This is a genomic window from Chryseobacterium rhizosphaerae, from assembly GCF_003385455.1.
Lineage (GTDB): Bacteria > Bacteroidota > Bacteroidia > Flavobacteriales > Weeksellaceae > Chryseobacterium > Chryseobacterium rhizosphaerae.
On sequence record NZ_QNUF01000001.1, the window covers coordinates 1 to 22,413 of the forward strand.

Annotated in this window: 22 protein-coding genes; 21 read left to right on the forward strand and 1 reads right to left on the reverse strand. The window is 36.1% G+C overall.

Going from position 1 to position 22,413, the window contains the following annotated elements; genetic code table 11:
* Positions 1-321 precede the first annotated feature (321 nt).
* Positions 322-690: a hypothetical protein gene (locus DRF57_RS00005; RefSeq protein ID WP_047492913.1), complete on the forward strand. Its 369-nt coding sequence runs from the start codon at positions 322-324 to the stop codon at positions 688-690.
* Positions 691-726: 36 nt separating this feature from the next.
* Here DRF57_RS00005 and DRF57_RS00010 read toward each other — a convergent pair whose 3' ends face one another.
* Positions 727-1,428 carry a hypothetical protein gene (locus DRF57_RS00010; RefSeq protein WP_228450240.1) on the reverse strand — a complete coding sequence of 234 codons (702 nt, stop codon included), beginning with the start codon at positions 1,426-1,428 and terminating at the stop codon, positions 727-729.
* 96 nt (positions 1,429-1,524) lie between these two features.
* Here DRF57_RS00010 and DRF57_RS00015 point away from each other — a divergent pair, with 96 nt between their 5' ends.
* From DRF57_RS00015 to DRF57_RS00110, 20 genes are all read left to right on the forward strand, one after another.
* Positions 1,525-2,097, forward strand: a complete 573-nt coding sequence (locus DRF57_RS00015; protein WP_115916201.1) for a C40 family peptidase — start codon at positions 1,525-1,527, stop codon at positions 2,095-2,097.
* 16 nt (positions 2,098-2,113) lie between these two features.
* Positions 2,114-2,440 carry a LytR/AlgR family response regulator transcription factor gene (locus tag DRF57_RS00020; protein ID WP_047492909.1) on the forward strand — a complete coding sequence of 109 codons (327 nt, stop codon included), beginning with the start codon at positions 2,114-2,116 and terminating at the stop codon, positions 2,438-2,440.
* Between the two features lie 108 nt (positions 2,441-2,548).
* Positions 2,549-2,944: a DUF2255 family protein gene (locus tag DRF57_RS00025; protein WP_115916203.1), complete on the forward strand. Its 396-nt coding sequence runs from the start codon at positions 2,549-2,551 to the stop codon at positions 2,942-2,944.
* 94 nt (positions 2,945-3,038) lie between these two features.
* On the forward strand, positions 3,039-3,647 hold the full coding sequence (locus tag DRF57_RS00030; RefSeq protein ID WP_115916205.1) for a methyltransferase family protein: 609 nt from the start codon (positions 3,039-3,041) through the stop codon (positions 3,645-3,647).
* A gap of 85 nt (positions 3,648-3,732) precedes the next feature.
* A complete protein-coding gene (locus DRF57_RS00035; RefSeq protein ID WP_047492905.1) occupies positions 3,733-4,545 on the forward strand; it encodes a 2,3,4,5-tetrahydropyridine-2,6-dicarboxylate N-succinyltransferase in 813 nt (270 codons plus the stop codon).
* 24 nt (positions 4,546-4,569) lie between these two features.
* Complete coding sequence (locus DRF57_RS00040; RefSeq protein WP_047492900.1) at positions 4,570-5,733, forward strand: glycosyltransferase family 87 protein; 1,164 nt, start codon at positions 4,570-4,572, stop codon at positions 5,731-5,733.
* Positions 5,734-5,736: 3 nt separating this feature from the next.
* Positions 5,737-6,666: a glycosyltransferase family 2 protein gene (locus DRF57_RS00045; protein WP_047492894.1), complete on the forward strand. Its 930-nt coding sequence runs from the start codon at positions 5,737-5,739 to the stop codon at positions 6,664-6,666.
* A gap of 1 nt (position 6,667) precedes the next feature.
* Positions 6,668-7,444, forward strand: a complete 777-nt coding sequence (locus tag DRF57_RS00050; RefSeq protein WP_115916207.1) for a polysaccharide deacetylase family protein — start codon at positions 6,668-6,670, stop codon at positions 7,442-7,444.
* Positions 7,445-7,532: 88 nt separating this feature from the next.
* Positions 7,533-8,630 (forward strand): glycosyltransferase family 4 protein, encoded by a 1,098-nt coding sequence (locus DRF57_RS00055; RefSeq protein ID WP_115916209.1) that lies wholly within the window; start codon positions 7,533-7,535, stop codon positions 8,628-8,630.
* 248 nt (positions 8,631-8,878) lie between these two features.
* Positions 8,879-9,736: an ATP phosphoribosyltransferase gene (gene hisG / locus DRF57_RS00060; RefSeq protein ID WP_084084328.1), complete on the forward strand. Its 858-nt coding sequence runs from the start codon at positions 8,879-8,881 to the stop codon at positions 9,734-9,736.
* 11 nt (positions 9,737-9,747) lie between these two features.
* Complete coding sequence (gene hisD / locus DRF57_RS00065; RefSeq protein WP_115916211.1) at positions 9,748-11,025, forward strand: histidinol dehydrogenase; 1,278 nt, start codon at positions 9,748-9,750, stop codon at positions 11,023-11,025.
* A 1-nt stretch (position 11,026) separates the two neighbouring features.
* Positions 11,027-12,058: a histidinol-phosphate transaminase gene (gene hisC, locus DRF57_RS00070; RefSeq protein ID WP_115916213.1), complete on the forward strand. Its 1,032-nt coding sequence runs from the start codon at positions 11,027-11,029 to the stop codon at positions 12,056-12,058.
* Positions 12,055-13,149, forward strand: a complete 1,095-nt coding sequence (gene hisB, locus DRF57_RS00075) for a bifunctional histidinol-phosphatase/imidazoleglycerol-phosphate dehydratase HisB (protein WP_115916215.1) — start codon at positions 12,055-12,057, stop codon at positions 13,147-13,149. The genes hisC and hisB overlap by 4 nt, the downstream gene beginning before the upstream one ends.
* Before the next feature lie 2 nt (positions 13,150-13,151).
* Positions 13,152-13,730: an imidazole glycerol phosphate synthase subunit HisH gene (gene hisH / locus DRF57_RS00080; RefSeq protein WP_115916217.1), complete on the forward strand. Its 579-nt coding sequence runs from the start codon at positions 13,152-13,154 to the stop codon at positions 13,728-13,730.
* A gap of 1 nt (position 13,731) precedes the next feature.
* On the forward strand, positions 13,732-14,454 hold the full coding sequence (gene hisA / locus DRF57_RS00085) for a 1-(5-phosphoribosyl)-5-[(5-phosphoribosylamino)methylideneamino]imidazole-4-carboxamide isomerase (protein ID WP_115916219.1): 723 nt from the start codon (positions 13,732-13,734) through the stop codon (positions 14,452-14,454).
* A complete protein-coding gene (gene hisF, locus DRF57_RS00090; protein ID WP_115916221.1) occupies positions 14,447-15,199 on the forward strand; it encodes an imidazole glycerol phosphate synthase subunit HisF in 753 nt (250 codons plus the stop codon). The genes hisA and hisF overlap by 8 nt, the downstream gene beginning before the upstream one ends.
* A complete protein-coding gene (gene hisIE / locus DRF57_RS00095) occupies positions 15,196-15,783 on the forward strand; it encodes a bifunctional phosphoribosyl-AMP cyclohydrolase/phosphoribosyl-ATP diphosphatase HisIE (RefSeq protein WP_115916223.1) in 588 nt (195 codons plus the stop codon). Before hisF ends, hisIE begins: the two co-directional genes overlap by 4 nt.
* A 562-nt stretch (positions 15,784-16,345) precedes the next feature.
* Positions 16,346-17,059: a GNAT family N-acetyltransferase gene (locus tag DRF57_RS00100; protein WP_115916225.1), complete on the forward strand. Its 714-nt coding sequence runs from the start codon at positions 16,346-16,348 to the stop codon at positions 17,057-17,059.
* Positions 17,060-18,014: 955 nt separating this feature from the next.
* A complete protein-coding gene (locus DRF57_RS00105) occupies positions 18,015-19,562 on the forward strand; it encodes a T9SS type A sorting domain-containing protein (protein WP_115916227.1) in 1,548 nt (515 codons plus the stop codon).
* 4 nt (positions 19,563-19,566) lie between these two features.
* Entirely contained in the window at positions 19,567-22,413 is a 2,847-nt protein-coding gene (locus DRF57_RS00110) for a hypothetical protein (RefSeq protein ID WP_123863260.1), read from the forward strand.

Consider the following 22,413-nt stretch of genomic DNA (forward strand, 5'->3'; position numbering starts at 1 on the left):
ATGTAAAAATATATAATACAGTAAGTTAATAACTGGATAATATTTAATTAAGAATAAATTAAACTTCTGAGCGAAAGATTAGCTCAAAAATTTTGATCCCTGACATTGTTTGAAAAATATTTGTATTTTAGCCGAAATATGTTGTTTTTTAATAAACATATTGCCTGCTGATTAAAATTCAGACAATTTGAAGAAAAAATTAGTAGATTTGTACGAACAAAAAATAATAAATATTAAACACTATTCTTTGTCACAGGATGTTTTCTGAACAAAACGGAAACAGAGAATAACAGGATTTTAGGTTATAAAACTACTGAAACTATGAAGAAACTTTTTTTACTTTTATTAACGGCGTTTTTATTTATCGGTTGTAGCTCTGATGATGACACTATTTATGATTATATAGGAACATGGTCAGGAACTTATGAAGGGAGTGACAAGGGAGTCTGGAATATTGTGGTAGATAATGCCGGAAAAGTGACAGGTACCATGCATTCTGATGTAAATAACGAAAATTATAATATTTCCGGTAATCTAAGTACTTCAGGAGATTTAACTGCAGTAGTAGGGCTTCCGTCAAAAGGAGATTTCAGAGGAACCTTAAATACGGATAAAAAAGGAAATGGAAATTGGTCCAACTCACTTCCCACCCCTGCAAAATCAGGAAGCTGGAAAGGAGAAAAAAAATAAAATAGAAAGTCTGCAGAGCCCTGCAGACTTTTTTATTTACACAAATCCCATATGAGTAATCGTGTGGGATTCTTTTTTCAAGGCTACAAAATAGATCAGAAAATCATCCTCCGCGAATTGCTTTTTAAAACTGATCTTTTTCTTATTTTCCAGTATCATATGTTCTTCAGCATATTCAGCAGTGTAATGCTCGAAATCCAGCCTGATCGTTATAATGTCAGCCCTATAAGATGGTAAACTTTCATCCAGGAAAAGAGTCTGATCCCGGATTTCTGCTTTTGAGGATAAATTTTTTGTGTTACCCAACGGAAATCCTCTGAGAAGAGCTTTTCCTTCTTCTGTTTTTAATCCTTCCTTTACAGTTCTTTTACCTCTTTCCGATACGGCGTCAAGGTCTTTAATTTCGGTCATTCGCTTCGCAAACTTCTGGTAGAGGAGGGGATCTCCTGCTTCTTTTATATAGTCGGTCAAACTGGCCCGTATGATTTTTCCGACTTTTGAACAGTGCCCAAATTCTGAACTGTTCTGTCTTACTTTTTCATAAGAAGGGCTCTTTTTAAAAGCCGTTTTGTTGAACCCACTTTTCTTCCGAACCACATTTTTGCCGTTCAGATTATAAAAAACCAGGTCACCCACAGCTCCTTTGATCTTGATGAGACTTTCATACGTTGCCATATTGCTATTGCCAAAATTGAATCCAAATATAGGAATAAATAATGGAGATTTAAATTTTAACATATATTTATCATATAGTTGTAGTATAGTTATACCGTAATTAAATTATAAAATGTATATTTGTATATAATTAGTTAATTAAGTAAAAATCAGAGGAGTATGGGACCGGAATTATTTGTGAAAAAACTAAGAATAAAACAGCTGGCTGTTCTAATGATAGCTTCTGCTATTGTCGTTTCCTGTGGATCATCAAAAAGTGCTTCTGCCCATAAAAAATCAGGATCTAAAACGGTGGCAAAATCTGAAAACCTTAGAAGACTTGATTCTAAATTTGATGGAAAAGTCCCAAGATCGGCGAATGATATCCTGAAAGACGCTGAGAAATATATTGGAACTCCCTATAAATTTGGAGGGAATACTTCTTCCGGATTCGACTGTTCCGGGTTTACGGTAAAAGTATTTGAAGAAAATGCTTTCACCCTTCCAAGAAGATCGTCAGACCAGGCCGATGCCGGGAAAAATATAGATATTACCGATGTTAAACCCGGAGATCTGTTATTTTTTGCAACAGCGGGAGGAAGCAGGGTTTCCCATGTAGGAATTGTTCATGACATTGGACCCGATGGGGAAGTGAAGTTTATCCATGCTTCTACCTCAAAAGGAGTGATTATTTCATCCCTGAACGAAAAATACTGGAATAAAGCCTATCTTCATGCCCAAAGAGTTTTGTAACTCATTATAATTTGTAATGGAGAACAGGACATTTGCTTTTGTTAAAACAGATAAAAAACTGATAAAGCTTTTCTTTAAAGATATTACCATCATTAAAGGATTGGGAAACTATGTTGAAGTCCATACCCTTGACCATAAAAGATATATTTATTACAAAAGCCTTAAGGAACTGATTGATAACTTACCCGATGGGTTTATGAGGGTACACAATTCATATATCGTCAATATCATTAATATAGAATCCTTTGAAGATAATCAGCTGATATGTGGAACATTGAAAATTGCTGTTGCTAAAAGCTATAAAGAATGCCTTACTACTGCTCTCAATACAATGATGCTTTAGACCATCTGGATCATAAAAATGTATAAAGACATACTATTTTTAACCAGTTGAATAATAAAGTTTGTATTCTTTTCCTGTTATTCTAGTTTTACAAAAAAAACGTTGAGTATGAATAACAACAAAGCACTGGAGTACATAAAAACAAATTCTATTATCGGAATAAAAGCCGGAAACCAAAGACCTGATTTTTTAGAAATCTGGATGGTGGTCGTCCGGGATAGGATATTTGCCAGATCCTGGGGACTGGCCGAACGAAGCTGGTACCATTCTTTTGTAAAAAATTCTATGGGACAGATCCAGTGTGGTGATACCATCTACACTATAAAGGCAATAATTCCCGATGACATCAATGAACTTACCGACGAAATTAATCAGGCTTACCTGACAAAATACAATACAGGGCAAAATATCCGATACTCAAAAGGAATCATTCGTCAGAAACATATTGATCACACCATGGAATTGATTATTTGTAACGTATTCATCAATAGAAATGAAATCTAATGCCTCTGATAAAAAATCATACTGTCGATTGAATTAAATGATTGCAATAGCATTGCATTCCCAATCTGATGAAATTTGTAGAAAACTATAGATTATGACAGACTTCATGAGATTTTTTATTCCTCTGTATTTTATTCTGTTCTTTACCGTTTCATTTTTGGGAATCAGTTTTACAGTAGCCCGAAAAATTGGTAAAAACCCGAATGTCCTTCCAAAAGATGACTCAGCCTATGGGCTAATTGGTTTTTATTTTAAAATCACTATAATAACGCTGTTCATCTATACTGTGCTTTTTCTGTTGTTTCCCCAGACTGTTTTTTCAACTTTCAGAATCAATATTCTGGATCTTGATAGCATAAGGTATGCTGGGATAACCTTAATGATAATTGCTTTTATTTGGGTGGTTACTGCCCAGGTTCAGATGAAAAACTCATGGCGTATCGGCATCGACAGTAAGACAAAAACCGAACTGATCACCCATGGATTATTCAGATTTTCAAGAAATCCTATATTTCTGGGGATGATGGTAAGTCTTATAGGATTTTTTCTTGCTTTCCCTACAGTCATTGCTTTTATCTTTTCACTGATGGGGTGTATTTTGATGCAGATTCAGATCAGGCTTGAAGAAGAGTATTTGCAAAAACAACACGGACAGGCTTATCTAACTTATAAAAAGAGGGTTGGACGGATGCTGAGCCTTTAGCAAAAGCATAAAGTTAACAGGTATTTTGCTGAACTTTTTTGTATCTTTGGCCGTATAATTTTTCAAACTAATTTAAATAAGAAACATGTCGTTACAACAAACAATTGAAAACATTTGGGATAACAGAGATTTATTACAAAATGAAGACAGCCAGAAAGCGATAAGAGAGGTGATTTCTTTACTTGATTCAGGAGAACTTCGTGTAGCTGAACCTACAGAAAATGGATGGCAGGTAAACGAATGGGTGAAGAAAGCAGTAGTAATGTATTTCCCAATCCAGAAAATGGAAACTATTGAAGTAGGACCATTTGAATTTCATGACAAAATTCCTTTAAAGAAAAATTATGCAGAAAAAGGAGTAAGAGTTGTACCTCATGCGATTGCAAGAGAAGGATCTTTTGTAGCTTCAGGAGTAATTTTGATGCCTTCTTATGTAAATATTGGGGCGTATGTAGATTCAGGAACTATGGTAGATACCTGGGCTACAGTAGGAAGCTGTGCACAAATCGGTAAAAATGTACACTTAAGTGGTGGAGTTGGTATCGGTGGTGTATTAGAGCCGTTACAGGCTGCTCCGGTAATTATTGAAGATGATTGTTTCATTGGTTCAAGATGTATCGTTGTAGAAGGAGTTCATGTGGAAAAAGAAGCCGTACTGGGAGCGAATGTTGTATTGACAGCATCTACAAAAATTATTGATGTGACAGGAAGTGAACCTATTGAAATAAAAGGAAGAGTGCCTGCACGTTCAGTAGTTATTCCTGGAAGTTATACAAAGCAATATCCTGCCGGAGAATATCAGGTTCCATGTGCTCTTATTATCGGACAGAGAAAAGAATCTACAGATAAGAAGACTTCACTTAATGATGCTTTGAGGGAAAATAATGTAGCTGTATAGTTTACAACCATAAAAAATGCCACATTGAAGGAAAAAATTTCATCATTTATACTAAACCCTAAATATATATTTGGGGTTTATATTATTACCGCCATTGCTACAGCCTTGTCAAAATATTCGAGGGGAGAGCGTGCCTACAATAATTACCTGATTTTTAAGAACGTTTTTTTTAACACGCTTAAAGAAAGAAACCTTTATCTTTCTTATCCGGAATACTTGGATGTTAATCATTATGGGGTATTCTTTAGCGTGATTATTGCTCCCTTTGCAATGCTTCCGGATTGGGCAGGTCTAATCCTGTGGAATGTAGCCAATGTGTTGGTTTTCCTACTGGCAGCGAAAAAATTACCGTTCTCGGAAAGAAATAAATCCTTTTTCTTATGGCTTTGTTTACAGGAGTTTATCACCTCCAGCCTTCACCAACAGTTTAATGTGGCACTGGCAGGATTGATTATTCTTTCTGCAGCTCATATTTACAGAAAAGAAGAAGTACAGTCTGCTTTATCAATCTGCATAGGTTTTTTTGTGAAGATCTATGGAATTGTAGGGCTTTCCTCATTCTTCTTCATAAAAGATAAAAAGAAATTCATACTTTCCTTTATTGTTATTTCCTTAGCATTTCTGGCTATTCCGATGTTATATTCATCTGTTCATTTCGGTCTGCAGTCTTATGTAGACTGGTTTGTAGAATTGAAACATAAAAATATGGAGAACCAGCAGCTTGGAAACTTTCAGGATATTTCCCTTATGGGATTTGTGAGAAGAGTACTTGGGGATGCTACAATTCCCAATACCATATTTCTGGCTATCGGGGTTCCGCTTTTCTTTTTACCTTACCTGAGAATCAGCCAGTATAAATATCTGGGTTTTAAACTGTCCATTTTAGCCTCTTCATTATTGTTTGTAGTGTTGTTCAGTTCAAGTTCTGAGCCGCCTACCTATATTATTGCTGTGGCGGGTGCTGTCATTTGGTTTTTGATTCAGGAAAAGAAAAGCCCGGTAGTGATTGCTATGTTGGTTTTTCTGATTCTGTTTACGTGTTTTTCAACTTCAGATTTATTTCCAAAAACAGTAAAAGAGAACTTTATTCTGAAGTATGCCATTAAAGCTGTTCCATGTGTGGTGATATGGCTAAGGCTTACCTGGGAGCTGATGACTAAAAAATATACAGATAAATTATCATACTAACTCATGAAGAAAATCTCAATTGTCATTCCTGCTCATAATGAAGAAGGTAATGTTGCATTAGTCCATGAAAGAATCAGGGATGTTTTTTCCGGGTTGGAAAACTATCATTATGAAGTTATTTTTGTTAATGACGGAAGCAGAGACAATACCCAGCAGCGATTGGAAGAACTGTCTCAACAGTTTGAAGAAGTAAAATATATTGAATTTTCGAGAAATTTCGGACATCAGCCTGCTGTAAAGGCTGGGATGGATAATGCCAATGGCAATGCCGTCATTTCGATGGATGGTGATCTTCAGCATCCTCCAGAACTGATTCCTGAAATGATCAAAAAATGGGAAGAAGGCTATGATATTGTATTTACTGTCAGAACTTATCCCAAAGAAATATCTTTTTTTAAAAGAAAAACATCAGACTTTTTCTATAAAATATTATCCGGCTTATCCGATGTTAATTTAACAAAAGGAGGAGGTTCAGATTTCAGATTAATGGATGCCAATGCTATTGAAGTAATGCGTACCTTTACCGAAGACGATTTATTCCTCAGAGGTCTCACCAGCTGGATGGGATTCAAACAGGCCGGAATTGATTTTAAGGCTGATACAAGATTATCCGGGGAAAGCAGCTATAATTTTAAAAAAATGCTCACTTTTGCCTTTACTGGAATTACAGCTTTTAGTGTAAAACCATTGTATCTGGCCGCTTATTTAGGATTTTTATTTTCAGCACTTTCCATAGTGGGATACGGCACTTATGTGATCCATTCATTTGTTGCAAAAACCGAAATTTCAGGTTGGGCATCTCTGATTATGACTATTGTCTTTTTTGGAGGACTGCAATTGATCATTATGGGAATTATGGGAATTTATTTAGGTAAAATATTTAAGCAGGTGAAAGACAGACCTAATTATATTATTAAAAACAAAAATTTTTAGAATGGTATTATTGAGTTTTGATATCGAAGAATTTGATATGCCATTAGAGTATAAGGGCGAAATTCCCTTTGAAAAGCAAATTTCAATTTCGCAGACAGGACTGGAAAGGATATTGGATATCCTTAAAAAACATCAGGCAAAAGCTACCTTCTTTTCTACGGTAGTTTTTGCTGAAAACAGCAAACACCTTATTGAAAGGTTATTGAAAGAAGGCCATGAGCTGGCTTCCCACACATGGTTTCATTCGGAATTTGAAGAAAAACACCTGAAAGAATCAAGGGAAAGATTACAGGAATTATTCTCAACAGATGTAACGGGATTAAGAATGCCAAGGATGATGCCCGTGGATGAAAAAGCGGTTGAAAAAGCCGGATATTTTTATAATTCATCTGTTAATCCTACTTTTCTTCCGGGAAGATATAACAATTTAAAGGTATCAAGGACCTATTTCAAAGAGGGGAATGTAACCCAAATTCCAGCTTCAGTATCACCCAATTTCAGAATTCCTTTATTCTGGTTGAGTTTTCATAATTTTCCTTTATCATTCTATAAAAAACTGGCTTCAGATACCCTGAAAAAGGATAAATACCTGAATGTTTATTTTCATCCGTGGGAATTTGCAGAAATTAAAGAGGAGGCATTCAAGCTTCCCGGATTTACGGTGAAAAATTCAGGAAGAGATATGGTAGAGAGGTTTGATTCATTCGTGGGCTGGCTTAAAGAAAAAGGCCATCAGTTTGGTACCTTTCAGGAGTTTCAAAAACAGATACAACGATGATATTAGCATCAGCGAAGTTTCATCATAAACAAACCCAGACGAAAGTAACAATTGCCTGTGGTTTTATAAATAAAATAAACAGATCCCTATGAAAATTGCCTTTGACGCAAAACGTTTTTTTCACAATACGTCCGGTTTGGGTAATTATTCCAGAGACCTTGTAAGAATACTTTCTCAATATTATCCTGATAATCAGTATATATTGCTTAATAAAAACACCTCTGAGCGGGGAAAAGATATTCTGGATCGTCCAGATGTCCTGTTTGTTGAAACCTCAAAAGGAAGTCTTTCAAGGCAGCTGAAAATGGGAAAAGATGCCCAGAAACAGGGTGCTGATATTTTCCATGGTCTATCCGGTGAACTGCCGTTGAAATGGGATAAAACACCTATCAAAAAAGTGGTTACGATCCATGATCTGATCTTTATGAGATATCCTCAGTATTATTCTTTTTTTGACAGGAAAATTCATTTCTGGAAATTTAAAAAAGCAGCTGACACAGCCGATAAAATTATTGCCATTTCGGAACAGACCAAAAGAGATATTATCCACTATTTAAAAGTTCCGGAAACTAAAATTGAAGTAATTTACCAGGGCTGTCATAAAGCTTTTAAAGAACAGCAGTCTGAGGGATTTATGCAGTCTGTAAAAGAAAAATGTAAGCTTCCTGAAAGATTTATTCTGAATGTGGGAACGATAGAGGAGCGAAAAAACCTTCTGAATATTGTAAAAGGAATCCACGGAACAGATATTCCTCTGGTAGTAGTGGGAAGAAAGACAAAATATTATCAAAAGATAGAACGCTTCCTGAAAAAGAACAATATGGTAAAGCAAGTCCTGTTTTTGGAAGGGGTTTCCATGGACGAACTGGCTGCGATCTATAAACTGGCTGATATTTTTGTGTACCCAAGTTTCTTTGAAGGCTTTGGAATCCCGGTGATAGAAGCACTTTTCTCAAAAACAGTGACGGTGACCAGCAATACGAGCTGCCTACCTGAAGCGGGGGGAAGTGATTCCGTCTATATTGATCCCAATAATGCTCTCGACATTGGAGCTAAAATAAAATTTTTATGGGAAAATGAATCCGAAAGGAAACGTCGTGTAGAAAGGAGTTTCGAGTTTGTTCAGAAGTTTAATGACCAACCTATTGCAGAGGAGCTGATGAATTTTTATCAAAAAATTATCTGAAAAAACTTTGCATTTTAAAAATAAACCCTACATTTGTACCACAATTCAATACAATGAAACCCATTTTTTTAGCATTACATCATTATTATCATCATCTCTGTTAGGCGGAATTGATTGATATATGTGCATGCTAAAATCAAAAATAATAAAAACCGTCTGAGTAAATAGGCGGTTTTTTTGTTTCCTGAATTCACCTCAGAAATTTTCAATCAATCAGTTTTTATTTACTCGGACTCAAAAAAGACGAAATGAGTAAAATAAAAATTGCAATCCAGAAAAGCGGCCGGCTCTACGAAGAATCTTTACAGCTTCTCAAAGACTGCGGAATATTTGTCAACAACGGTAAAGACCAGCTTAAAGTTTCGGTAGATAATTTTCCTATGGAAATCATGTACCTGCGAAACTCAGACATTCCTCAGTATCTTGAAGATGGGGTAGTGGATATCGCTATTGTAGGCGAAAATCTTTTGATAGAAAAAGCAAAAGATATCCGGATCATTCAGCAGCTTGGTTTTTCCAAGTGCAGGGTTTCCCTTGCTGTTCCCAAAGAGGTGGAAACGGATGAACTGTCTTATTTTCAAGGGCGAAAAATCGCAACTTCCTATCCCAATACCCTAAAGACTTTCTTAGAAAAAAAAGGAATTACTTCAGATATACACATCATCTCAGGTTCTGTAGAAATTGCACCTAATATTGGTCTGGCAGATGGGATCTGCGATATCGTAAGTTCTGGAAGTACTTTGTTTAAGAACGGATTAAGAGAAACTGTCAGCCTTCTTAAATCGGAAGCCGTGCTTGCCCAAACCCCTAAACTATCTCAGGATAAAGAAGTTATTCTCGAAAAGCTTTTATTCAGAATCAAGGCTGTTTTAAAGGCGAAAAAATCAAAGTATATCCTGATGAATGTTCCTAATGAAAAAATAGCGAAGGTAGCAGATGTTCTTCCTGTCCTTAAAAGCCCTACGGTAATTCCTCTGGCAGAAGAAGGGTGGAGCAGTATTCATTCTGTGATCGATGAAGAAAGATTCTGGGACGTGATTGACGAACTGAAAGAAAACGGAGCCCAGGACATACTCATTATTCCCATTGATAAAATGGTCATTTAAAGCACATACCTATGAAAATATACAGATATCCGAATAAGAATATATGGGCAGATTTAGTACAGAGGCCCGTTTTAGAAAGAGCAGAAATCTCAGGACTTGTTGCTGAAATATTTGAAGAAGTAGAAAGAAATGGAGATTCAGCACTTCTTGCATTTAACAGGAAATTTGATCAAGCAGAAACTGATGGTGTCATCGTTTTGGAATCAGAAATTGAAGAAGCCGAAAAGCTGGTTAGCAGTGAGTTAAAGAAAGCTATTCAGCAGGCAAAAGACAATATCTTTCAGTTCCATGAATCACAGAAGCAGAAAGTTCAGAAAATTGAAACAACGAAAGGAGTCATTTGTTGGAGAGAAAATCGTGCCGTTGAAAAGGTAGGGATTTACATCCCGGGAGGAACAGCTCCTTTATTCTCGACGGTTTTAATGCTTGCCATACCGGCTAATCTTGCCGGATGTAAGGAAGTTATTCTCTGTACCCCACCGGATAAAAACGGAAATGTCAATCCTGCGATTCTTTATACAGCAAAACTATGTGGAATATCCAAAGTTTTTAAAACCGGAGGAGCTCAGGCAGTTGTTGCCATGACTCTGGGAACAGAAAGTATTCCCAAGGTGTACAAAATTTTCGGACCGGGAAATCAGTTTGTGGTCGCTGCCAAAGAATATGCCCAACGATATGGAGTCGCCATTGATATGCCTGCAGGACCAAGCGAAGTTCTTGTGATTGCGGATGAGCAAGCTGTGCCGGATTTCTGTGCTGCAGACCTGCTTTCACAGGCTGAGCACGGCAGTGACAGTCAGGTGATTTTCGTGGCTACCGACCTTAAAGTTTTCAATGAGACAATGAGTGCTATTGATCAGCAAATCAAAAAATTGCCAAGAAATGAAATGGCAGGAAAAGCACTGGAAAATAGCTGCTTTATCCTGGTGAATTCCCTAGAAGAAGCTCTTGAGTTCAGCAACCTGTATGCACCGGAACACCTTATTTTGGCAATGAAGGATTTTAAAAAATACATTCCAATGGTTCAGAATGCAGGATCAGTTTTCTTAGGAAATTACTCCTGTGAGAGTGCAGGAGATTATGCCAGCGGAACCAATCACACGCTCCCTACAAATGCTTATGCAAGAAATTATAGCGGGGTTTCCCTGGATAGTTTTGTCAAGAAAATAACATTCCAGCATCTCTCTGAAGAAGGACTTCAGAATTTAGGAAAAACAATAGAGCTCATGGCAGAAGCGGAAGGACTCTTTGCCCACAAAAATGCAGTATCAATAAGATTAAAACGATAAAATGAAAAATATGAATATCAATACTTTAGTACGGGATAATATTTTAAAACTACAGCCTTACATCAGCTTCAGGGATCATAATGAATTTAGCAGTCCTGTGCTGCTGGATGCCAATGAAAGCCCGTTCGGAGAATTTAACCGTTACCCGGATTCTACTCAGAAAAAACTTAAAAATAAACTGGCGGGTCTTAAAAAAGTATCTCCTTCACAGATTGCTGTTGGAAATGGAAGTGATGAGCTTATTGATTTGATTATTAAGGTTTTTTGTGAGCCTAAAAAAGATTCGATACTTATGATGAATCCTTCTTTTGCCATGTATGGGTTCTATGCAGCGATCAATGAAAATAAAGTATTGAAGTTGGATCTGGATGAAAATTTTGAAATTGTCAAAGATGATTTTTTAAAAATTATACAGGAACAGCCCATCAAAATATTCTTTCTGTGCTCACCCAATAATCCAACAGGAAACAGCATAGAAGATATTGAATTTTATATTCAGAATTTTGAAGGAATTGTAGTGGTCGATGAAGCCTATATTGAGTTTTCTGAAAACAAATCAAGCCTGGAACTTCTAGATCAGTATCCTAATCTGATTGTTTTACAGACTTTTTCCAAAGCCTGGGGGACTGCAGGTGCAAGAGTAGGAATGGCTTATGCTTCTGAAGAAATTATACGCCTCATTAATACGGTAAAAGCACCTTATAACGTTAATTCTTTAAGCCAGCAGCTGATTCTGGAAACGATTGATAATGAAGAGAGACTTAAAGAAAACGTCAATAGTATCTTAAAAGAAAGACTATGGCTGAAAGAACAGTTTAAAGAGGTAGATTGTATTTCAAAAGTTTTTCCTACCGATGCCAATTTCTTTTTGATCGAACTGAAAAATGTGGAGGGCGTTTATGACAGGATGCTGGAAAATGAAATTCTGACAAGTAAAAGAGATCCCGCAATTCCCGGATGTATCAGGATTAATATCGGAAACCGTAAAGAAAATGAAATGTTGATTACCGTTTTAAAAAATATTCAATTATGAAAAAAGTGCTTTTTATAGACCGTGACGGGACCCTGATTATCGAACCTCCTACAGATTTTCAGGTGGATTCCCTGGAAAAACTTGAATTTTATCCGGGAGTATTTCAGAACCTTTCCAAAATAGCTAATGAATTGGATTATGAACTGGTAATGGTAACTAATCAGGATGGGTTGGGAACAGATAGTTTTCCTTTCGAAGATTTTATAAAACCTCATGATAAAATGTTGAAAGCTTTCGAAAATGAAGGCATATTTTTCAGTGATATTGTAATAGATAAAAGCTTTGAATATGAGAATCTGCCTACCCGGAAACCGGGTGTTGGAATGCTTGGAAAATATATCTACGGGAATTATGACCTGGAAAATTCATATGTAATTGGTGATAGAGGTAGTGATGTTCAACTAGCTGTAAATTTGGGATGTAAAGCAATTTATCTTAATAATGACTTTAATAATGAATCTGCGCTTAGTACGACCCGGTGGGCAGAGATCTATCAGTTTTTAAAGCAGGGAATGAGAAGAGCTAAAGTATCCAGAAAGACAAATGAAACAGACATTGAAATTGAGATCAATTTGGATGGAAGCGGGAATTCTGAAATTTCTACAGGATTACACTTTTTTGATCACATGCTGGAGCAGATTTCCAGACACGGAAATATGGATCTTGTCATAAAAGTAAAAGGAGATCTTAAAGTGGATGAACACCACACCATAGAAGATACAGGAATTGTATTGGGAGAAGCCGTTGTAAAAGCCTTAGGTAAGAAAAAAGGAATTGAGAGATATGGATTTTTACTGCCTATGGATGATTGCCTGGCACAAGTGGCTATTGATTTCGGAGGAAGATCCTGGCTGGTATGGGATGCCGAATTTAAAAGGGAAAAAATTGGCGATGTGCCAACGGAAATGTTCTCACACTTCTTTAAATCTTTTACGGACGCTTCAAAATCCAATCTGAATATCAAAGCGGAAGGAACCAATGAACACCACAAAATAGAATCTATTTTCAAAGCATTTGCAAAGGCCGTTAAAATGGCAGTAAACCAATCTGATACCAATTATAATTTACCTTCTACAAAAGGAAGTTTATAATCATGATAGCTATAATAAAATATAACGGAGGCAATGTAAGTTCAGTTCAAAATGCACTGAACAGGCTGAAGGCAGATTCTGTAATTACAGATGATCCTGAGCAGATTATAAAAGCGGATAAAGTTATTTTTCCAGGGGTAGGCGAAGCCTCTTCTACCATGAAGCTGCTGAAAGAGAAAGGGCTGGATGTACTTATTCCAAGCCTTAAGCAGCCTGTCCTGGGGATTTGTCTGGGAATGCAGCTGATGTGTGGGGATAACGAAGAAGGAGGTATCCGCGGAATGGGAATTTTTAATGTGAATGTAAAACGGTTCCCACCCACAGATTTAGTTCCTCATATGGGCTGGAATACGGTTTCAGACCAGGAATCATCTCTTTTTTCAGGAATTGAAAAGAATAATGATGTTTATTTTGTCCACAGCTTTTATTGTGAACTGTCTGATTTTACAACTTCTGTGTGTGATTATATCCTGCCGTTCAGTTCATCGTTGCAAAAGGATAATTTTTATGCTGTACAGTTTCACCCGGAGAAATCAGGAGGAATCGGAAGTCAAATATTAACCAACTTTATTAAACTATAACATGAAAATTATTCCAGCCATTGATATTATCGACGGAAAATGTGTGCGCCTGTCAAAAGGAGATTACACTACAAAAAAGATATATAACGAAAACCCTGTAGAAGTTGCCAAAGAGTTTGAAAATTTTGGAATCCGGTATCTTCATTTGGTAGATCTTGACGGAGCAAAATCAAAACACATTGTTAACCGGAAAGTCCTGGAAGATATTGCCGGAGCAACATCTCTTCATATTGATTTTGGAGGTGGGCTAAAGACACAGGAGGATATTGAAACTGCATTCAGTTCCGGAGCACAGCAGATTACATTGGGAAGTATTGCCGTTCAGGATCCTGAATTCTGTTTTGAAATGATTGAAAAATATGGTACTGAGAAAATCATCCTGGGGGCAGACTGTGACAACAGGAAAATTAAAACCTCCGGCTGGCAGGAAGAAAGTGATAAAGATATTATTGATTTTATTCTTCAATATCAGAAAAAAGGAATTCAGCATGTTATATGTACTGATATTGCCAAGGACGGCATGCTGGAAGGACCTTCTACAGGACTGTATATTGAGATTTTATACAAAACGGGAATACAGCTTACGGCAAGCGGTGGCATTTCAGGTATCAAAGACGTCTATAAAATGAAAGATATCGGATGTTCCGGGACTATTATCGGAAAAGCCATTTACGAGGGAAAAATAAGCTTACAACAACTTCAGAACTTTATTGAAAATGCTTAAAAAGAGAATTATTCCATGTTTGGATATTAAAGAAGGCTCCACAGTAAAAGGGGTGAACTTTGAAGGACTTCGCAATGCCGGAGATCCTGTGGAGCTGGCTGTAAAATACGAACAGGATGGAGCTGATGAGCTTGTTTTTCTGGATATTACGGCCACTATTGAAGAAAGAAAAACCTTTGTTGAATTGGTGAGAAAGATAGGTAACGAACTGAGCATACCTTTTACCGTAGGCGGTGGAATTTCCTCTGTTGAGGATGTCAGAAAGCTTTTGGAGGCAGGTGCGGATAAAATCAGCATCAATTCTTCCGCAGTCAAAAACCCACAGCTCATTTCTACACTGGCAAAGGAATTTGGCAGTCAATGTGTAGTGGTAGCGATTGATACCCGTCTGGCAGGAAATATTGATTGGGTGCATATAAAAGGAGGACGTGAAAAAACAGAATGGATGACATTGGAATGGGCCAGAGAAGCAGAATCTTTGGGAGCAGGGGAAATTCTTTTAACTTCTATGGATGGCGACGGAACAAAAAACGGTTTTGATCTCCGGATTACAAAACTGGTTTCTGAAAATGTGGGTATTCCGGTCATTGCCTCGGGAGGAGCTGGAAATGCTGCTGATTTTCTTAAAGTCTTTAATGAAACAAAAGCTACAGGAGCCTTGGCAGCCAGTGTTTTTCATTTTAATGAAATCGGAATTATGGACTTGAAAGAATTATTAAAATCTAAAAAAATTAACGTAAGATGAAAATTAACTTTGATAAAAGCAATGGGCTTATTCCTGTCATTATTCAGGACAATAGAACCCTTCAGGTGGTGATGTTGGGATATATGAATGAAGAAGCTTTTGAAAAAACAAAAAAGGAAGGGGTGGTCACCTTTTTCAGCCGCTCCAAAAACAGACTCTGGACCAAAGGGGAAGAGTCCGGCAATTTTTTAACGGTAAAAGATATCAGAATAGACTGTGATCAGGATACTGTTTTAATAAAAGTGATTCCACGGAATGGGGTCTGCCATACAGGAAGCTTCAGTTGTTTTGGAAATAAGGATTCCAAGGGATTTCTGTATGAGCTGGAAGAAAAGATATCCCAAAGGATTGACAACCGGGTAGAAGAATCATATACCTATTCTCTGTACCAGCGGGGGATTAATAAAGTAGCTCAAAAAGTAGGAGAAGAAGCGGTAGAGCTGGTGATTGAGGCTAAAGATAATAATGAGCAACTCTTTAAAAATGAAGCTGCCGACTTACTTTATCACTTCTTAATTTTACTGAAAACAAAAGGCTATACCTTGGAAGAAATAGAAGAGATCCTTCAGAACAGGGACAAATAAAATTTAAAACTTGTTCAAAGGGTTTTATTTGGTTTATATATATGATGATTATCAGCTAATGTGAATAAAATGACGAATATTTATTCGGTTAGTTTATTATTTTATTTTCAAGTTGTTTAAAATTTCCTGATTATGATACAAAGAAAAGCTAAAAGATGTAAATCTCTCCAGTGTTTTTCTTTTGTCTCATATCGTGTCAGTAATACTTTGAATCCGTATATCCATGCGTTCATTCGTTCTATTATAAATCTTTTTATAGTTCTTTATCAAAAATTTCTTCTCTATCTGAGAGGTTTCCGTTCCTTTTGTTGAAATCAATATTGCCAGACAGATCTTTTCTTATTGATGCATCTACATTATTAAATGACAATTTTTTGTTTAATAAAAAAAATTAATATAAATTATTATAGATGGTTATATTTTCTTCGATATCATTAAATATAGAGTCTTATATTTTCTAATTTGCATGCATGTAAATTAAAAAAAAATATAATGAATTGATTATTAGTGTTGTATTGTGTTTATTTGTGTTTTTTCATAGATTTGTGAAAAACAAAAATGAATGAGAAAAGCAACCTCTCAAGATAGGGAAAAAGTGGTCGCTATATTATGCGAAGCTTTCATAGATGTTCATATCCCCAATTCTATAAATTTTGTTGTGAAAAATTCTGGCAATAGATATAAAAGACTGAAAGGCCTAATGGAATTCCAGTTTGATGTATCTATGTTGGATGGCAGTGTATTTTTAAGTGACGATGATAAAGGCTGTATTTTGTACCTTCATAGAACTAAATTCAGCTTTAAAAAGTTATTATTAGAAATTAAATTGTTATTGACCTGCATAGGTATGGATAATATGTTAAAGGTTTTAAAACGGGAAAAACTCTTAAAAAATTATCATCCTAAGGACAGATATATTCACTTGTGGCTAATGGGTGTTCTTCCTAAGAATCAAGGAAGTGGTATAGGAACTAAACTTTTACAAGAGTCTTTAAATACTTATAAAAATAGGCTTATTTATGTAGAAACTACTACTCTTGAAAATCGAAACTTCTATAAACAAAATGGATTTGAAATTTTTCATGAAACTTTTGAGTTAGATTACCCACTTTATTTTTTAAAACATGTTCAATACGGAAATTTATTTTATTTATATACTGATCATCATATTATTGATAATTATTGTCTCTGTAAAAACCATATCATTTTGGAAAAGGAGAGACAGAAGTTATCATCTAAAATTTTTAGGACTACTTTGTTCTGCACTCATTTATAATATTGTAGAAGGTTTATTGCCAGACAAATATTTTGGCATCAATTTAATATCCCAAAACATTTTTGCTTGGATTATTGGATTAGGAGTTGCTTATCATTACTTTATTTTTACTAAAATTGAATATGGTATAGTCTTACTAAAGAAAATTTCTTTCAGCTTAATTGGAATGTTAGCATTACTAAGTCTGATAATTCTTTTTATTCTCCCGTATACAATTACTGGTTCTTTGTTAATCTGTCACGCACGTACAGAAAACCAACAATAAAGCGTCTTAAATCCATATTCCCCTATCTGTTCATGCGCGAGAACACGTAAGCAATTTTACTTTTCAGGATGTTATATTTTGTTTGTTTCAGTGTTTCGTGCATTGCTAACATTTCCCATCAATAAACGCTTTTACGGAGTTTGTTGGTATCTCTACGTGTGTGAGAAATTTTATTCTTCTAACTGTTATTTATGTCTTTGTTCACCAGTAGTTGAAAAAATATTTATATATTAGCATCAATAATTTTAACGAAACAAGCGTAAGTTTCTATCATTAAGGTAACAGAAAACTCGGAATCTTCTATACAACCTAAAAATGATAGACTTACGCCCGTGTATCTATAATGGCGCGGGCTGTAAGTCATATCTGGTTGTAGGGCCATCCGAGTGCCTCTGTTACTGATTGGCCTCAGCTCTGCGCCTTCTGTGTATTTATTTCAAAAAAATAACAGGAGTTTAGCAATGTGTGGAAAGTTGCTATAAAATACGACACGATCTGTCGCTATGGCTTATTAGCTTTGCCTTAGTTAAGAAATTAAAAACAAATACCAACTTTAAAACAATATTTTTATGAAAACACTCTATTTATCAGCGTAGAACAAGCTACCGTAAAAAAAACATATAAAAATGGGATTTTCACTATGTCGAGAATTAATAATAATTTTTATCTTCACCAATTAAAAGAACAAATATGAAAAAAATCTATTTGAGTGCATTATACTTATGCACAACCTTGGGTATATCATATGCTCAGGAAACAAAGGTCCTATGGCAACGGGACATTACATCCTCCACGCAGGATTTTCTAAGCCAGGTCACCACCACTATCGATGGGCAATACCTGATCACAGGAAGCTCGATTCAGAGCAGTAAACAAAACAATAAACAGAACAACGGTTACGACTTTCATTTAATAAAACTCAACCAGCAGGGAGAACAGGTTTGGGAAAAATACTTCTCTGGTCAAAACCATGATTATTTATCAGGAACTGTGACCACTCAGGACGGAGGATTTTTAATTTCTGGTACCTCATATTCAAACAAAGGTTTGGATAAGAAAGAAGATTCCAAAGGCGGATCGGATATCTGGTTGATCAGGCTGAATGAATTTGGAGACGAACTGTGGCAAAAAACCTTGGGAACTTCATCCGATGAAGAAGCCAGAGCCGTAATCCAAACGACAGATTTAGGCTTTTTTGTGGCTGGAAATGTTCAAAACTCTCCCAAAGGTTACGGTTCCAAAGATGTATTGATTGTAAGACTAGATAAGGATGGCAAGGAATTATCCCAACTTATTTTTGGCGGAAAAAATTTAGACGAAGTAGAAAAAATGATCCCTACGCGGGATGGTGGGGCTTTGTTGGGGGTATATTCCCGAAGTTCTGTTGGAGGCACAAAGAAAACAGAAAACTATGGTGAAGGAGACTATTATATAATCAAACTTAGCAAGGACGGAAAGGTTGAATGGGAAAAGAATTTTGGAGGTAAAGAAGATGACCATATCAGAACATTGGCTTTAACTTCAAACGGATATATTATTGGAGGAGAAAGCAGATCCGAACGATCAGGATCTAAAACAGTTGGAATAGAAGAAGGTACAGACCTATGGTTAATCTCCCTTACCGAAAAAGGAGAACAAGTCTGGCAGAAGTCTTACAATTTCGGTAACAGAGATATTCTGATGGGGATGAACGTGGTCCATTCTGCGGATGACACCTCTATTAAAGGGATTTTACTTGGAGGCTATACACAAACTGAGGGTAGAATAGAAAAAAATGACGAAAGTTTTTGGCTTCTCTATATTGACCAGCAAGGGATTGAAAAATGGAGGAAATATGTAAGTGGAGACTCGAGAAAAAGAGAGGAGAGACTTTCAGATTTGAAACTCAACAGGGATGGCTCGATTGTTATAGCAGGTACCAGTGCTGAAAAATTTGGAGAGGAAAATTGGAAAATTGTAAAGCTGGGAGACAAACAGGTTGATCAGTTAATAGAAAAGCAGGATATCAAGATCTATCCGAATCCGGTTTCAGATTATGCTTATGTAGAAATAGGATTCAACGATTTCAAGGAAGCTGATATTTCAGTTTATGATATGAGTGGAAAGCTTTTACAGCAGATCAAGACGAAGAATAAAGTTACTAAGATTAATACCCAGACTTTGGTTCAAGGGGCTTATCTGGTGACGATAAAAACGGATACTAATAAAACAGCGAATGCTAAATTGATTAAAAAATAATACCATGATAAAGAAAATAGATATACATAGGCTTATATTGCTATTCCTACTCCTATTTGGAATACAGCAGATGTATGCCCAAAACAGTATTGGTGGACCCATAAAAAGCTCGATTGCTTCACCATCAAACTTCTCATTATCCAGCTATTCCAATGTTCCGGTTAATGAAGCTACAGGACTCCCTGACATAAATATTCCACTCTTAAGCGTTCCGATTGATAACGCTATAAACTATCCGATCAGCTTAAACTATAATGTCAAAAATTATGAAAATGAAGATCGGATCAGTGATATTGGATTTGGATGGTCACTGCTGGGAACAAGTGTTGTTTATAGAAAAATAATAGGAAGTATGGATGAGTGCTATTTTTCATCCGGACAGTCTGATTTAGAACCGGATGTTTACTATTACAATTTACCCGGTTTATCAGGAAAATTTATATTTAAAAAAGAAAGTAATAATACATATAACTTGATTAATCTAAGCGCAAATAATGCCAAAATAGAATATACCAGGGACAACAGTAATGCTGCAATATTTAAAGCAGCACAATTTACCATAACCGCTGACAACGGTTACAAGTATTATTTTCAAGAATATGATTACAGTCAATTTGAGTGCGAACCTACTTCGGTTCCTGTATTTAAATCTGCTTTTTATCTGACAAAGATTGTAAGCCCAATAGGAGCAGAGATAGCAAGCTTAGATTATGAAAAGAAAAATAAAACTCCTGTGGGCGGAATCATATACCAATACTGTAAAATAAAGTCTATAAAAACGCCCAGGGGAGAAGTTTCATTTGATTTCGTCTATGATGAAAGCCTTGAAAAGACGGTAAATGACCCTTACACCTTACAAAAGATTTCGCTAAAAAATCCGGCAGGTGAAATCCTGTACAGCTATGTAATAGATAATAGCATTCTCACCCATCCTTATGATGATCCATTACAAAGAAAACGGATCTTAAACTTTGTACGGAAAAATGATAAAAATGGTACAAAGATCGAGCAGACTTCTTTTACTTATAAGAATTTTGCAGATGCATTGGGACGTACTAAGGATGGTATTTTAGAAAAAATAATAAGCCCTACGGGAGGAGTTGTTCAATATAATTATGAAAGTAATGAAAAGTTTTTTGATTATAATGACCCTAGCTATCGGAATTATTTAGAAATATCTGGGTATGATCCTGTTGTCCAAACGAAAGAAACCCTATACAATTCATCATTCAATACTGAAACGGCAAAGATTTACAATTTTACAATCCCCGGAGATGTGAATATTGCTAAAAAATTTGAAATGATGATAGATATACAAAACTATAGCTATCCTCTTCCGGATATACCGGATTGGGAAGACCCTTTCTTTCCCAACGGTCCAAAGCCCAGCACCAAAAAACCTAGCCTAACATTTACTCTCAAAAAAGGAACAGAGCAAGTCAGAAGTAAGGTTTATAAAACCGGGGGAGGGGACACATTTGAATTTTTTAATACAGCAGGGAACTATACCCTTGAAATTGTATCAACAGATCAGGCAAAGGGCAGTGGCTTTTTTTCAATCATAGGAAGGAAATTTTTACCGGGTCCTTTTAGAAATTCAGTTCCGGCAGAGGGAAACAGAATTAAAAATATCCAATATTATAAAAATATATCAGCAACATCGCCCGAAAGAGCTATCAATTACGGTTATGATTCCTTTACCTTAAATGACAGCAGCAGTGGATATCTGGTTAATAGTGAAAGAGAGGATAACACAGGGCGTTATTCTTCTTATATTCTCTATAGGAATGTTAAAGTCTGGGAAAATGGTAAAGGCTACACAAAAAAGACTTTTATAATACCTGATGACTATCCAAAAGTGCAAAATGGAGGCACACAATTAGAGCCTACTTATTTTTGGCCTTACTATAATGTAACAAAAGCAGGTTTGCCTCAAAAAGAAGATATTTATGATGAGCAGAATACTTTATTGGCATCCAATGAGCTTAATTATGAATTAGACTATTATTCTGACAGAGAATATAATTTGAATTTTTACGCCAGAAAGTATTCTACCAAACCCTCTTTTATTAAAAAAGCAGCTCAAAAACAAAAATTATTTTATCCCGGTGGAAAAGTATTGGAGAGTGAATCGGAAACCCAGATTAATACCCAGAATTTTAAACCGTCCTATATGAAGTCGGTTGCCAATGGAGAAACCACTGAAAAATTTTTGAGCTATCCCATGAACCTGTCCGGTTACACTCATCTGCAAAATGCATTTATGACAGGACTCCCTGTAGAAACTCAGGAAAAGGAAAATGGAAAACTCGTATCCAGGTCAACAACATTATTTAATAATAATTCTTTATTGCCAACCTCTGTTGTTACAAGCAATATAGCAGACGGAAGCACCAGAGAAAACTTAAAAATGGATGTATATGATGATAAAGGCAACCTTCTTCAGGTTTCCAATTCAGCAGGATATACTACTGCCATGATCTATGGGTACAACCAGACCTCTTTAATTGCAAAAGTGGAAGGAGCTACCTATAATCAGGTCGCTTCTCTGGCAGCAGATATTATTCAGGCGTCTAACAATGATAACCTGAATGCTGCCTATGAACCTGCATTGATTACCGCATTGGACAATTTCAGGAATAATCCTGCCCTGGCTGGTTATCAGATAACTACCTATACCTATGACCCTGTTGTGGGGATCACAAGTACAACCCCACCGTCAGGATTAAGAGAAATCTATCAGTATGATAATGTGGGAAGGCTGAAAGCTGTAAAAAGAATGGAAAAAGATTCCGGCGGGTCTGTCACTTTTACCACTTTAAAAGAATATCAGTACAACAATAAACCATAA